The organism is Nitratireductor sp. J20-h4 (assembly GCF_056780505.1).
The window spans coordinates 4,058,725-4,072,082 of the sequence record NZ_CM165557.1 but is presented as its reverse complement, the minus strand read 5'-3'; the positions used below and the strand labels follow the sequence as shown (position 1 = coordinate 4,072,082).

General features: G+C 67.5%; 14 protein-coding genes. 10 read left to right on the top strand and 4 right to left on the bottom strand.

Translation table 11 applies throughout. From position 1 onward, the window contains the following. The first annotated feature begins 29 nt into the window (after nucleotides 1–29). The 10 genes from phnK to phnN all read left to right on the top strand — a co-directional run bounded on the left by phnK (nucleotide 30) and on the right by phnN (nucleotide 9,591). On the top strand, nucleotides 30–806 hold the full coding sequence (phnK, locus tag ACT2B0_RS19695; RefSeq protein ID WP_473466119.1) for a phosphonate C-P lyase system protein PhnK: 777 nt from the start codon (nucleotides 30–32) through the stop codon (nucleotides 804–806). 64 nt (nucleotides 807–870) lie between these two features. Then, nucleotides 871–1,575 (top strand): phosphonate C-P lyase system protein PhnL, encoded by a 705-nt coding sequence (gene phnL / locus ACT2B0_RS19690; RefSeq protein WP_473459964.1) that lies wholly within the window; start codon nucleotides 871–873, stop codon nucleotides 1,573–1,575. Further along, a complete protein-coding gene (locus ACT2B0_RS19685; protein ID WP_473466117.1) occupies nucleotides 1,572–2,189 on the top strand; it encodes a DapH/DapD/GlmU-related protein in 618 nt (205 codons plus the stop codon). Before phnL ends, ACT2B0_RS19685 begins: the two co-directional genes overlap by 4 nt. Nucleotides 2,190–2,511: 322 nt before the next feature. After that, a complete protein-coding gene (gene phnC / locus ACT2B0_RS19680; protein ID WP_473459963.1) occupies nucleotides 2,512–3,351 on the top strand; it encodes a phosphonate ABC transporter ATP-binding protein in 840 nt (279 codons plus the stop codon). A gap of 86 nt (nucleotides 3,352–3,437) precedes the next feature. Beyond that, nucleotides 3,438–4,346 carry a phosphonate ABC transporter substrate-binding protein gene (gene phnD, locus ACT2B0_RS19675; RefSeq protein WP_473459962.1) on the top strand — a complete coding sequence of 303 codons (909 nt, stop codon included), beginning with the start codon at nucleotides 3,438–3,440 and terminating at the stop codon, nucleotides 4,344–4,346. Nucleotides 4,347–4,417: 71 nt separating this feature from the next. After that, the gene (gene phnE / locus ACT2B0_RS19670; protein ID WP_473459961.1) at nucleotides 4,418–5,386 is read left to right on the top strand and encodes a phosphonate ABC transporter, permease protein PhnE; all 969 of its coding nucleotides are present in this window, start codon (nucleotides 4,418–4,420) and stop codon (nucleotides 5,384–5,386) included. 4 nt (nucleotides 5,387–5,390) lie between these two features. After that, the gene (gene phnE, locus ACT2B0_RS19665) at nucleotides 5,391–6,911 is read left to right on the top strand and encodes a phosphonate ABC transporter, permease protein PhnE (RefSeq protein ID WP_473466114.1); all 1,521 of its coding nucleotides are present in this window, start codon (nucleotides 5,391–5,393) and stop codon (nucleotides 6,909–6,911) included. Nucleotides 6,912–7,113: 202 nt separating this feature from the next. Further along, nucleotides 7,114–7,821, top strand: coding sequence for a DUF1045 domain-containing protein (locus ACT2B0_RS19660; protein WP_473459960.1), 708 nt, complete (start codon nucleotides 7,114–7,116; stop codon nucleotides 7,819–7,821). Nucleotide 7,822: 1 nt separating this feature from the next. Further along, nucleotides 7,823–8,962: an alpha-D-ribose 1-methylphosphonate 5-triphosphate diphosphatase gene (locus tag ACT2B0_RS19655; RefSeq protein ID WP_473459959.1), complete on the top strand. Its 1,140-nt coding sequence runs from the start codon at nucleotides 7,823–7,825 to the stop codon at nucleotides 8,960–8,962. Continuing rightward, the gene (phnN, locus tag ACT2B0_RS19650) at nucleotides 8,959–9,591 is read left to right on the top strand and encodes a phosphonate metabolism protein/1,5-bisphosphokinase (PRPP-forming) PhnN (protein WP_473459958.1); all 633 of its coding nucleotides are present in this window, start codon (nucleotides 8,959–8,961) and stop codon (nucleotides 9,589–9,591) included. Before ACT2B0_RS19655 ends, phnN begins: the two co-directional genes overlap by 4 nt. Before the next feature lie 37 nt (nucleotides 9,592–9,628). On the opposite strand, the gene ACT2B0_RS19645 is transcribed toward phnN, so the two are convergent. The 4 genes from ACT2B0_RS19645 to ACT2B0_RS19630 are packed head-to-tail and all read right to left on the bottom strand — an operon-like array spanning nucleotide 9,629 to nucleotide 13,353. Beyond that, nucleotides 9,629–10,723, bottom strand: coding sequence for a DUF1513 domain-containing protein (locus tag ACT2B0_RS19645; protein ID WP_473459957.1), 1,095 nt, complete (start codon nucleotides 10,721–10,723; stop codon nucleotides 9,629–9,631). After that, on the bottom strand, nucleotides 10,723–11,271 hold the full coding sequence (locus ACT2B0_RS19640; RefSeq protein WP_481658485.1) for an imelysin family protein: 549 nt from the start codon (nucleotides 11,269–11,271) through the stop codon (nucleotides 10,723–10,725). Before ACT2B0_RS19640 ends, ACT2B0_RS19645 begins: the two co-directional genes overlap by 1 nt. Then, on the bottom strand, nucleotides 11,225–11,797 hold the full coding sequence (locus ACT2B0_RS19635) for an imelysin family protein (protein ID WP_481658426.1): 573 nt from the start codon (nucleotides 11,795–11,797) through the stop codon (nucleotides 11,225–11,227). The genes ACT2B0_RS19640 and ACT2B0_RS19635 overlap by 47 nt, the downstream gene beginning before the upstream one ends. After that, nucleotides 11,797–13,353 (bottom strand): di-heme oxidoreductase family protein, encoded by a 1,557-nt coding sequence (locus ACT2B0_RS19630; RefSeq protein ID WP_473459955.1) that lies wholly within the window; start codon nucleotides 13,351–13,353, stop codon nucleotides 11,797–11,799. Before ACT2B0_RS19630 ends, ACT2B0_RS19635 begins: the two co-directional genes overlap by 1 nt. Between the last annotated feature and the right edge of the window lie 5 nt (nucleotides 13,354–13,358).

Here is a 13,358-nt window from a genome sequence, read left to right as displayed (position 1 = left end):
CGAAAGGTGAAGCCATGACCGGCCAGAGCGTGTCCGACGAGCCCCTGCTGCGTGTCGCGGGCCTGTCCAAATCCTATGGCGCGCGCGTCGGCTGCGACGACGTCTCGTTCGATCTGTGGCCGGGCGAGGTTCTGGCCGTGGTCGGCGAATCGGGCTCGGGCAAGACCACGTTGCTCAACTGCGTATCGACCCGGCTTTTGCCGACTTCCGGCGCGGTCAGCTATCGCATGCGCGACGACAGCTGGCGCGAGCTCTATCGCATGGGCGAGGCCGAGCGCCGCTTCCTGATGCGCACCGATTGGGGTTTCGTCCACCAGAACCCGGCCGACGGGCTGAGGATGACGGTCTCGGCCGGCGCCAATGTCGGAGAACGCCTGATGGCGATCGGCGACCGCCACTACGGCAATATCCGCGCCACCGCCGTCGACTGGCTGGGCCGCGTCGAAATCGCCGAGGACCGCGTCGACGACCAGCCGCGCGCCTTTTCCGGCGGCATGCGCCAGCGCCTGCAGATCGCCCGCAACCTCGTCACCCATCCGCGGCTGATCTTCATGGACGAACCGACCGGCGGGCTCGACGTGTCGGTGCAGGCGCGCCTGCTCGACCTTGTGCGCGGCCTGGTCAGCGAGCTCGGCCTGGCCGCGATCGTGGTCACGCACGACCTCGCCGTCGCCCGGCTGCTGTCGCATCGCATGATGGTGATGAAGGACGGCCACGTCGTCGAGCACGGCCTGACCGACCGGGTGCTCGACGACCCGCAGGCGCCCTACACCCAGCTTCTCGTCTCCTCGATCCTGCAGGTGTGAGGACATGAACGCGAACCGAGCGGGCCAAGATCCGGGCACGACCGTGCGAAAGGGAGAAAACCGAATGGCAACGCCGCTTGTCGTTTCCGAGCTCTGCAAAAGCTTCACCATGCATCTGCGCGACGGTATCCGCCTGCCGGTGGTCGACAAGGCGCGCTTTGCGCTCCAGGCCGGCGAATGCGCCGTGCTCGGCGGGCCGTCCGGTGCCGGCAAGAGCTCGATCCTGAAAATGCTCTACGGCAACTACGCCGTCGATTCCGGCCAGATCATCATCGATCATCACGGCACGCTGACCGACATGGCCGCCGCCAGCCCCCGCGACGTGCTGGCGATCCGTCGCGACACGCTCGGTTATGTCAGCCAGTTCCTGCGCGTGGTGCCGCGCGTGTCGGCGCTCGACATCGTCGCCGAGCCGCTTCTGGCGCGCGGCCGCGACAGGGCGGAGGCTCTGGCGCGCAGCCGCGATCTGTTGAGCCGGCTCAATTTGCCGGAAAGATTGTGGGACCTGCCGCCGGCGACCTTCTCCGGCGGCGAGCAGCAGCGCGTCAACATCGCGCGCGGTTTCATCACCCGCCATCCGATCCTCTTGCTCGACGAGCCGACCGCCTCGCTCGACGCCACCAACCGCGCCGTGGTGATCGACATGATCGCCGAGAAAAAGGCGGCCGGCGTCGCCCTGCTCGGCATTTTTCACGATCAGGACGTGCGCGAGGCCGTCGCCGACCAGATCGTCGACGTGACCGATTTCGCCCCCGCAAAGGCCGCCTGATGCCGAAACTTTCAGAAAACCCGTTCGTCCACCCGACCGCCGAGGTCAGTGGCTCGACGCTCGGCCGCTATACCGAAATCGCCGAGCGGACCCGCTTCCAGGATTCGGTCCTGGGCGACTATTCCTACGTTATGCAGGATTGCGGCGTGTGGTGCGCCGATATCGGCAAGTTCGCCAATATCGCGGCCGCCGTGCGCATCAACGCCACCAACCATCCGACCTGGCGGCCGACGCTGCACCATTTCACCTATCGCGCGTCCGACTATTGGGAGGATGCCGAGCACGAGGAGGCGTTTTTCGACTGGCGCCGCCAGAACAAGGTCACCATCGGTCACGACACCTGGTTCGGCCACGGCTCGACCGTCCTGCCCGGGGTCAGCATCGGCGACGGCGCCGTCATCGGGGCCGGCGCGGTGGTGTCCAAGGATGTCGCGCCCTACACGATCGTCGGCGGTGTTCCGGCCAAACCGATCCGCGAGCGTTTCGACCGCGCCACCGCGGCGCGGTTTCAGGATCTGGCCTGGTGGGACTGGGATCACCGGCGCCTGCGCGGCGCGCTCGACGATTTTCGCACGCTCGACGCCGCCGCCTTCCTCGAAAAACACGGGGCCTGATCCGAAGCCTGCCCGGGCCCGTTTGCCCCCGCGCGGCGCGCGCGGGCCGGACGGAATTTCTCCGCGTCGACCCGCCAGCCGCGCGAGGCCGCCTCACCGCAAGGGCGGCCGATCGCGCGCGCATGTCTTCACGCTGCGACGATGACGACGCCGGACCGCCAGCCCCTGCATGGCCAACCGGCCGCCAAGCGATTGGCGCGGCGGGTCCGTCATGTCGCGGTGCGGCGTTACAGAACTGTCATCCTCCTGACATTCCACTTTCACGCGGCTTCGGTAGCGCAGTTCCCAGGACAGGCGAACGCCGCCCCGCGGGAAAACGAGCATGCTGAAAATCCAGAAGGTCACGCGACGCTTCGGCGAAAAGACCGCAGTCGACAATGTCGACGTGGAGATCGCCGACGGTCAGATGGTCGGCATCATCGGTCGCTCCGGGGCGGGAAAGTCGACCTTGCTGCGCATGATCAATCGGCTGATCGACCCATCCGAGGGGACGATCTCATTCGCCGATCGCCAGGTCTCCGCCCTGCGCGGGGCCGCCTTGCGCACCTGGCAGCGCGACTGCGCGATGATCTTCCAGCAGTTCAATCTCGTGCCCAGGCTCGACGTGCTGACCAACGTGCTGCTCGGCCGGCTCAATCACCGGTCCACGCTGCTCAACCTGGCCGGCTCCTTTTCGCGCCAGGAGCGCGTGCGCGCCATCATGGCGCTCGAACGTCTCGGCATCGCGGAAACGGCGCTGCAGCGCGCCGGGACGCTGTCGGGAGGCCAGCAGCAGCGCGTCGCGATCGCACGCGCCTTGATGCAGGAACCCAGGGTGATCCTGGCCGACGAGCCGATCGCCTCGCTGGATCCGCTGAACGCCAAGATCGTCATGGACGCGCTCGCCGACATCAACGCCCGCGAAGGCATTACCGTCATCACCAATCTGCACACGCTCGATACTGCCCGGAACTATTGCGCGCGGGTGATCGGAATGGCCGCCGGCCGGGTCGTGTTCGACGGCCCGGCTGACGCGCTGACGGCCTCGACAGTGCGCGCCATATACGGCGCCGAAAGCGACGACGCCGAATTTTCCGAGGACATCACCTCGACCAGCCTCACGCCGCACCGCGTCAAGATCACCGAATCCGCCAGCGCCATTGCACCCGCCTTCGCGGGCTGATGGACGGGATCGTCGCGCCCGGCGTCACGGGCGCTCGCAAGTCAGTCAACAAGACCCAACCACACTGCAACGAACAGGAGGCATTCATGTTCAAGAAGGCTCTATTGGGCGCGGTCGCGCTCGGCGCCCTGATGGGCGGCCAGGCCCAGGCCGAAGACCTCAAGGAATTCCGCATCGGCATCATTGGAGGCGAGAACGAGGCCGATCGCCTACGCAATTTCCAGTGTCTGGCCGACGCGCTTCCCGAGTTGCTCGGCGTGGAAAAAGTGTCGCTGTTTCCCGCCGCCGACTATGACGGCGTGATCCAGGGCCTGCTCGGCGGCACGCTCGACTATGCCGAGCTGGGCGCCTCGGGTTATGCCAAGGTGTTTCTGGAAGACGAGAACGCGGTCGAGCCGATCCTGACCACGGTCCAGACCGACGGATCGACGGGGTATTACGCGGTGATGGTCGCCCGCAAGGATTCCGGCATCACCAAGCTGGACGAGATGAAGGGCAAGAAGCTCGGTTTCGCCGATCCCGATTCCACGTCCGGTTTTCTGGTGCCCTCCGTGACGCTGCCGGCCGATATCGGCATGTCCGTCGGCGAATTCTTCGCCGAAACCGGTTTCGGCGGCGGCCACGAGAACCTGGTTCTCGAAGTGGTCAAGGGCACCTTCGACGCCGGCACGACCTGGGCCTCGGGCGTCGGCGATTTCTCCGACGGCTACAGCTCCGGCAATCTGCGCAAGATGGTCGACAAGGGCATCCTCGACATGGACGACCTGGTCGAATTGTGGAAATCGCCGCTGATCCCGAACGGTCCGATCGTCGTGCGGTCCTCGATGGACGCCGACATGAAGACCAAGTTCAAGGACTTCATGATGGCGCTGCCCGAAACCGACGCCGAATGTTTCTCGGCCATCCAGGGCGGGGAATACAAAAGTTTCACCGAAGTGACGCCGGCCTTCTACGAAGCCATCATCGCGGCGCGCAGGGCCAAGATCGGCTCGTAGGCCATTTTTGTCCCGCCATGCGGCGCGTCGATTTGCGCGCCGCATGGCTGCCTCTGTTCACGGGCGGTTTGATGAGTACCACCGAGCTGGATACGCGGCTGTCGGAACGCGGGCTTTCCGTCGAGCGCCACTGGCGCGAGCTCGCCTCGCGGCGGCGCCTCCATACCGTCCTCGGTCTGGGCCTGCTTCTTGCCGCCATGGCCGGTTCGCTCTGGTTCGCCAACGAGACCAACGCCGGCAAGTTCTTCGACCGGCTGCCTCATTTCTTCGATTTCGTCGGCATGCTGATTCCGCGCGACGGCTGGGAAGTCTGGCGCGCGCTGTTCGACCTGCCTTCGCCCTATGACGACGGCAGCCTGAAGTTCAACTATGCTGAGGGACGCGTCTATCTGACCGAGACGCTCTACATGCCGGAATATGTCTACAAGATGATCGAGACGCTGAACATCGCGCTCGTGGCGACGTTGATCGGCTTCGGTCTCGGTTTCGTTCTGTGTTTTCTGGCCGCGCGCAATCTGACGGCGAATCGCTGGCTGCGATTCTTCGTGCGCCGCTTCATGGAGATTTTGCGCGCGTTCCCCGAAATCGTGATCGCCGGCTTCTTCCTGGCCATTTTTTCGCTCGGCGTGGTTCCTGCCATCATCGCCGTTTCCATCCACACTATCGGCGCGCTCGGCAAGATGTTCTTCGAAGTCGTCGAAAACGCCGACATGCGCCCCGAGGAAGGCTTGCGCGCCTCCGGCGGCAATTGGATCGAACGGGTCTGGTTCGCGATCGTGCCGCAGGTCATGCCCAACTTCCTGAGCTACGCCCTGCTGCGCTTCGAGATCAATGTGCGCGCCTCCACCATTATCGGCGCGGTCGGCGGCGGCGGCATCGGCGAGGCGTTGCGGCTGTCGATCAGCCGCGGGCACGAGGCCAAGACGCTGGCGATCATTCTTCTCCTTTTTACCACCATCGTTGCCGTCGACCAGCTTTCCGCCTGGCTGCGCAAGCGGCTCGTCGGCGCGCAGGCGTTTGAATTCGGACGGGGAGGCTAGATCGATGAGCGTACTCGACACCGCCGCGATCAACGCCGTTGTCGCCCGCCACCCGGCGGTTTTCTCCCGCTCGCTTGCCGGGCGCCTGACCGGCTGGCTGGTCGCCGCCGGCACAATGGCCTATCTCGTCTTCGCCTGGTGGCTGTTTTCGATCGGCGCGGTCGTCGCCAACGGCAACTGGTCGATCGCCGGCAGCTATCTCGCCGACTGGGTCTCCTACGAGGTCAGGCCGAACATCGCGTTTTCGCAAAACCATCTCGAGATCTCCTATCCGCGGTTTTCACCGCTGGGTGCGAACCCGGACCCCGACTGGGTCGAGATCGAAGAGGCCGTGGTGGACAAAAGGCTCGCCGGCACAACCGGCGCGTCAGGCGGCGGTGTGAAGAGTTCGTCCGGCAGCTTTCTCGGCACGGTCGGCGGCAAACCGGCGCCGACCGGCGATACCGTGACCGGCGGCGCGGCGCGCGACGTCGTCCCCGCCGAGATCGTGCGCGAGGAAGCGGCGGTGCGCGCGCTGGTGAGGATCGGCGGCGCGCGCATCGACATCGCGCCTGGAAAGGTCGTCGTCGCGCGCGGCGCCGACATGCTGATCGCCGACATCGAGCCGGATCGGGCCGTCACCGTTCGCGGCGCCCTGCCGGGCTGGGCCAGCCAGCGCGGCCCCGGCGACAAGATCGTGGTTTCGCTTGGCTTTCCCGGCCGCGTCGAGATCGAGAACGACGAGGTCAAGATAAGGCATCGCTTCTGGGGATGGGAAAACTTCTTTTTCGACACGCGTTCGCCCTTCTGGGGCAAATCCTTCGGCGCGGTGGCGGCCTTGCTGGTTTCCGGCGAGCGCGTCGACCCACAAATGTCGAACGCGGCGCGGGCCTGGACCGATTTCTTGCATAACGCCGAATGGCAGCATGGCGACGTCTGGCTGAAACTGCTCCAGACCATCGTCATGGCCTTTGTCGGCACGGTATTCGCGTCGCTGCTTGCCTTTCCGCTTGCCTTCATGGCCGCCCGCAACATCACCTCGAACCGGCTCGTCAATCAGCTGCTCAAGCGCCTGTTCGATTTCCTGCGTTCGGTCGATATGCTGATCTGGGCCCTGTTTTTCACCCGCGCCTTCGGACCGGGGCCGCTGGCGGGCATGTCGGCCATCTTCTTCACCGACACCGGCACCTTCGGCAAACTCTACTCCGAGGCGCTGGAGAACATCGACGACAAGCAGCGCGAGGGCGTGCGGTCGGTCGGGGCCGCCCCGGCGCTGGTCCAGCGTTTCGGCGTGGTGCCGCAGGTCCTGCCGGTGTTTCTGAGCCAGTCGCTCTATTTCTGGGAATCGAACACCCGTTCGGCCACCATCATCGGCGCGGTCGGCGCCGGCGGCATCGGCCTGAAGCTGTGGGAAGCGATGCGCACCAATCAGGACTGGGAAAACGTCGCCTATATGGTGCTGCTGATCCTGATCGTGGTGTTTGTGTTCGACGCGATCTCGAGCTTCCTGCGCCAGCGCCTCATCCAGCCGGCGGGCGCCCGCTGACATGCGCGCCGGCCGGTTCCGGAGCCCCTGCGCCGAAACGGCCTGTTTCGGGGCCTGGGCCAGGCTGATAGTATTCGATGATCGGGGCAGGGCCGCGCAGCGCCAATCGAGACCGGCGCGCTGGCCGCTGTCGCCGGGGGCGAATTTTCGTCAAACTGTCACGCAAATCACCTAATGGATCGCGCCTGGCAAGGATTGATGCATGCGTTACGCTGTTTATTTCACGCCGCCGCAGGACGCGGCGCTGACCCGCGCGGCGTCGTCCTGGCTCGGACGTGACGCCTTTTCCGGCGCGCCGGTCGCCCCGGCGCGTGCCGGCGCGCTGTCGGCGGCCGAACTCGCCTTTCACACCGCCTCGGCGCGGCGTTACGGTTTCCATGCAACGCTGAAGGCGCCGTTCGTGCTCGCTCCCGGCAAAACCGAGGCCGAACTTGTCGACGCCGCTGCCGCCTTTGCCGGCGAATGCGCGCCGGTGCGGTTGCCGCGTCTGGTCGCGCGCCAGCTCGACGGGTTCTTCGCCCTCGTGCCGGCCGAACGTCACCCGCCGCTCGACGCGCTGGCCGGCGCCGTCGTGCGCGCCTTCGAGCCGTTCCGCGCGCCCTTGGCCGACGGGGATATCGCCAGGCGCAATCCGGCCGCCATGACGCCGGCCCAGGTCAAGAACCTGCACCAATGGGGATATCCCTATGTGTTCGAGGAATTTCGCTTCCACATGACGCTGACCGGCCGGGCCACGGGACGCGAGGCCGAGCGCCTGGCATCGGCGATCGACGACCATTTTGCGCCGTTTTTGTCCGCGCCCCTCGAAATCGCCTCGATTGCGCTGTTTGTCGAGCCCGAGCCCGGCGCGCCCTTCACCGTGCGCGCCTTCCACCCCATAGGCCGCCACGACCAAAGAAAGACCGCCTGAGATGAGTGCCGAAACCATTCTGTCCAATGCCCGCATCGTTCTGGCCGACGAGATCGTCCACGGCGCGGTGGCGATCCGCGACGGCAAGATCGCCGACATCCGCGCCGGCGGCGCGACGCATGGCGAGGATTTTGGCGGCGATTATCTCATCCCCGGGCTGGTCGAGCTTCACACCGACCATCTCGAGGGCCACTACGCGCCGCGGCCGAAGGTGCGCTGGAACCCGCTCGCCGCCGTGCTGGCGCATGACGCCCAGGTTGCGACCTCCGGCATCACCACGGTCTTCGATGCGTTGCGGATCGGTCTCGACGAGGATTCCGACATCGCCGCCAAGGACATGCGAAAGCTGGCCGACGCGATCGAGGACGGCGTGCGCGGCGACCGGTTGCGCGCCGACCATTTCATCCATCTGCGCTGCGAGGTCTCCTCCGACGATTGCGTCGACAGTTTCGGCCTTTACGACGGCGACGACCGCGTGCGGCTGGTGTCGCTGATGGACCACGCGCCGGGCCAGCGCCAGTTCGTCGACCTGGAGACCTACGCCAATTATTACAAACGCAAGCTCAACCTGTCCGACGAGGCGTTCCGCGCATTCTGCGAAAAACGCATGGAGCAGTCGCAGCGCAATTCGCGCCGTCAGCGCGAGGCGATCGCCGCCGCCTGCCGCGACCGCGGCATCGTGCTTGCCAGCCACGACGACGCCACCGAGGCCCATGTCGGCGAAGCCGTCGAGCAGGGCATCCGCGTCGCCGAGTTTCCGACCACGATGACGGCGGCCGCTGCGTCGAAAAAGGCCGGAATGGGTGTGTTGATGGGCGCGCCCAACGTCGTGCGCGGCGGCTCGCATTCGGGCAACGTATCGGCGCGCCAGTTGGCCGAGAACGACTGCCTCGACATCCTGTCGTCCGATTACATCCCGTTCAGCCTGATCCAGTCGGCCTTTTTCCTCGGCGAGGTCGTCGACGGCATCTCGCTGCCGCGCGCCGTCGCCATGGTGTCGAAAAATCCGGCCGATGCCACCGGTCTGACCGACCGCGGCGAGATCGCCGTCGGCAAACGCGCCGATCTGGTGCGCGTGCGCGTCGACGAGCACATTCCCGTCGTCCGCTCGGTGTGGCGCGAAGGCCGCCGCGTGGCATGACCGACGCCTCGACAGTACTTCGTGCCCGTCTCGATCCGCGCGCGCGCCAGGGTGCCTTCGTTGCCGTGGTCGGACCCAGCGGCGCCGGCAAGGACACGCTGATGTCTTATGCGCGCGGCCGGCTCTCCGGCGCAAGCGGGCATGCGGTCCATTTCGTGCGTCGGGTGATCACCCGCGCGCCGGACGGCGGCACGGAGGACCACGACACGCTGTCTGCAGAGGCCTTTGTGGAGGCCGAGGCCAACGGCGCCTTCGCCCTGTCCTGGAGCGCGCATGGCCTGCATTACGGCCTGCCGGCCGTCGTCGACGACAAGATCGCCGCCGGCGCCACGGTCGTCGCCAATCTGTCGCGGACCGCGATTCCGGCGCTCAGGGCGCGTTATCGCAACGTCAGCGTCGTTTTCGTCACCGCCGCGCCCGCGATCCGGGCTGCCAGACTGGCGTCGCGCGGCCGCGAGACACAGGAAGAGATCCTGGCGCGCCTGTCGCGCGCGGCGGCCGGCGAGGACGAAATTCCCGCGCCGGTGACCGTCATTCAAAACGACGACACGCTCGAGGCCGGCGGCGCAGCACTTGTGGCGGCGATCCGCATGGCCGGCGAGTTGGCGCGGGCGCCGCTGGATTTGTAGCCGCCATGTGCGGTCACGCGCCGGCCTTTGCCGTTTCTCAGCCGTCGAGACGCAGGACGTGATTGTCCCAGACGAGATCGACATGTTCCGGCTTGCCGTTTGCCGGGCGGATGGCGCCGGTGCCGGCGGTGGCGAAAAAACCGTCCGCCTGCGCGGCGAGCCCGCACACTTCCTCGAGGCGCTGCCGCCCCACGAGCTCTCCGCTGGCGGCATCGAACGTCGCCAGCAGATTGCCGCGTGGCGAGGTGACGGCGACGCTGTCGGCGGTCGGGTTGCAGGCGACCGAGCCGACATAATTGCCGAACCCCGCCCAGGCCTCGCCTGGAAGATCGAGCAGCCTGATCGCCTCGCCCGGCCTGGCGAGGCCGACCAGCGGCGGCACGTCGCCGCGCGGGCCCTGATATTGGCAGCCGAACCAGCACCGCCCGCTACCGTCGACCGCCATGTGGCGGATTGAAAGCTGGTACAGATCGGCGGCAAGGCGATGGGTTTCGACCAGCGTGCCGTGAATCCGGTCGAGGAAGACCAGCGAAGGCCGCATGGTCGCCAGATTGAGCTTGGCGCGGCCGAAATCGGGATGGGTCTCGATGCCGCCATTGGCGACCGCCAGCGTGCGCCCGTCCGGCATCAGGAGCAGTTCGTGCGGATCCATGCCGTGCGTGTCGAATTCGCCGACGCGACGGAAGCCGTCGGTCGCATCGTAGACGCCGATCAGACCGCGCGCGGCCTCGAAATCGTTCTCGGTCGCGTAGAGCAGCCTCCCGTCCGGCGAAAAGACGCCATGGCCGAAAAAATGTCGCCCGGGCGCGGCCTGGAGGGTCACCGGTTCGGCGCGCCGGTCGAGGTCGAAGACGACGGCGAAATACCCCGGCCGCCGCGCAAAGGCGACCGCGCGCCGCGCGGCCCTGTCGCAGGCGATGTCGTGGCCGCGGTCGGGCAAGGCGATGCGCGCATGGATCGCGCCGTCACCGGCAATGAGCGCGATCCCGAACCGGCCGTCGCGGTCCTTGTAGGCCGCCGCGAAGGCGGCCTCTCGGCCCGGCCCGGCAAGCGCACGCGGCGCGCCGATCCAGGCCAGGAGCCCGGTGCCGGCCGCCGCCAGCAGGGCGCGGCGGTTGAGCAGGGTCGCCATCAGTCGCCGTCGAGCGAGGAAAACCCGGCCGTCAGCCCGTAGGCGGCGGTCAGGTGCTCGCCAACGAGTTGCGACAGGCTGGAGGAAACGACGCGCACGAAGGCGAGCTTCTCGCGGGCTTGCGGGTCGGCCAGCGTATCGGCGATGCGCGCCGGCAGGGCCGAGAGGGCGTCGTCGGCCTGCGCGAACTCGAACCGGATCGAGGCGGCGATCCAGCGATCCTCTTCCGCCAGATGATCGGCGAACCCGGCCTTGTCGAACAGATATCGAAGCCCGTCGAGATTGGCCTTGACGGTCGCGACCGTCAGCCCGGCGCGCCACAGCAGCGCCTGCTTCGGCCGGTCCTTGTCGGGCGTCTCGCCCAAAAACCCGTTCAGGCGCACCGCGCGCAGCTGGTCCAGGCCGTGGATCAGAATGTCGGTGACCTCGCCCAGCGCCTCGCTCTCATCGCGAAACAGCGCGTTGCCGGGCCCGGGTCGGGCGAGTTGGCCAGCAATGCCGTCATCGCCGGCCCAGGCGGCAGCGATCCGGGCGGCGATTTTTGCCAGGTTCGTGCCGATCGCCGCGCCGTAGCGGCAGCGAAACGCGTCGGCCCCGGCAAGATTCTGCGGCGCCGGTCCCGAAAAGCACGTACTCAAGCGCGCCGAGCCCCTGCACGGCCACGCTCTTTTGCGCCAGCGTGGCGGCGTCGGTCGCCGTGTCGTCGCGGGTCGCCAGGATCGCCTGAACCTGTTTGAGGCCGGTACCGCGCCGGTCGGGCCAGAACAGGATGCGCTCCAGCCGGTTTTGCGCCCGCACCGGGCCGAAGCCGACCATTTCGATCGATGCCCAGGCGAGCGCGGTGTCGCGAAAGGCCGCGCGAGCCGTTTCCATTTGCGCCGGGCCGGGGGCCTCGCACAGCGCGCGCACGTCGTTTTTCAGCGTTTCGGCCGCCGCCCGGAAGCGCGCGTAACCGGGGCGGATCACCGCGTCGATCGCCGCGCGGGTGATCGCGGCCACCGGTGCGGGCTCGGCGCGGCCGCTGGCCGGCAGGGACAGGCCGAGACAGAGCGCGAGGGCGAGCAGGCGCATCATCACAGCGATTCCAGGAACCGGACCAGCGCGGCGCGGTCGTCGGCGTCAAGGGCGGCAAAACCGTCGCGGGCGGTTTCGCCCTCGCCGCCATGCCACAGGATCGCCTCGGTCAGGTTGCGGGCGCGCCCGTCATGCAAAAAGAAGGTGTGGCCGTTGACGGTCTCCGTCAGCCCGATCCCCCACAGCGGCGGGGTGCGCCATTCGCCGCCGCGCGCGTCGCCGACGACCTGCCAGTCCGCCATGCGCGGCCCCATGTCGTGCAGCAGGAAGTCCGAATAGGGCCAGATCAGCTGGAAGGCGTGCGCCTTGTTGGGCGCGTCGCGCCGGGTGACGAATTTCGGCCGGTGGCAAGAGGCGCAGCCGAGATCGTAGAAGACCTTTTTGCCTTCGAGCACCTGCGGGTCGTCGATGTCGCGGCGGGCCGGCACGGCGAGGTTCTGCGCATAAAACGTCACCAGGTCGAGCACCGGATCGGGCGCCTCGCTATCGCCGAGGCGCGGCTGGACGCCGGTCGCGGCGGCCAGGCAGTCGGCCTGGCTGGGGGTGCAGTCGCCCCAATGGTTGGGCAGGTCGGGCGAGGAAATGCCGATATCGCCGGCAAACGCGTCGGCGGACTGGCGGCGGATCGAGTGTGTCTGCGCCTTCCAGCCGAAGCGGCCGAGCACCAGCGCGCCGCTTGCCGGGTCGCGCACGATATTGGGTTTTCCCGAAATCCCGTCGCCGTCGGCATCGTCGGGATCGGCAAGCCCGAGAATGTCGGCCGGGTGGATCTGCTCGATCAGGCCGAGGCCGATCATCGGCGGCGTCACCCGCGGCGACAAGGTGGTGCTGACATCCATCGGCCCGTAGGCGAGATCGCTGACCGCGTAGTCGGGCCGGCGCATCGCGACCTCGGCGCCGTCGGCAAGCGTGACGGTGAACTCCTCATAGGTGACGACCATGCGGCCCTCACCCTTCAGGCCCGGCACGGCCAGATCCTGAAGCTGGCCGCCATAGACCGGATCGGGCAGGTTGAGCAGGGTCTTGTCCTTCAAGAGCGCCTGCTCGTCGGGCGTGCGCGGCGCACGCGACAGGCGCAGGAACATCGAGGTCGCGTCGCGGTCGCCCTCCGGCGGATGGCCGCGCCCGTCTTTCAGATGACAGCTCTGGCAGGCGCGGGCGTTGAACAGCGGCCCGAGACCGTCGGAGGCCTGGGTGGAGGAGGGCGAGGACACCCACACTTTGCGAAACAGCGCGTTGCCGAGCTTGAACGTGCCCTCTTCCTCGAAGCTGAGATTGGCCGAGGGGTGGGAAAACGCGTCCTGGTTGACGCGCTTGCGCGAGGTCGCAGCCCCGCCGGGCAGCGCCTCGTATGTCTCGGCCGCGGAAAAATCCGTCGTCGGGCGGGTGACGGCCTCGACGCGCTCGCGGTCGGCCGCCGTCAGGTCGTCGCGGCTCGTGGGCAGGGCGGTCTCGTCGGCCGCGAGGCCCGGCAGAACCAGAGCGCCGAGCGCGGCAACAAGGAGCGCCGGGCGGACTGGACGCATGCGACGGGACGGAAGGGTCAGCGGCCGCATGCGCC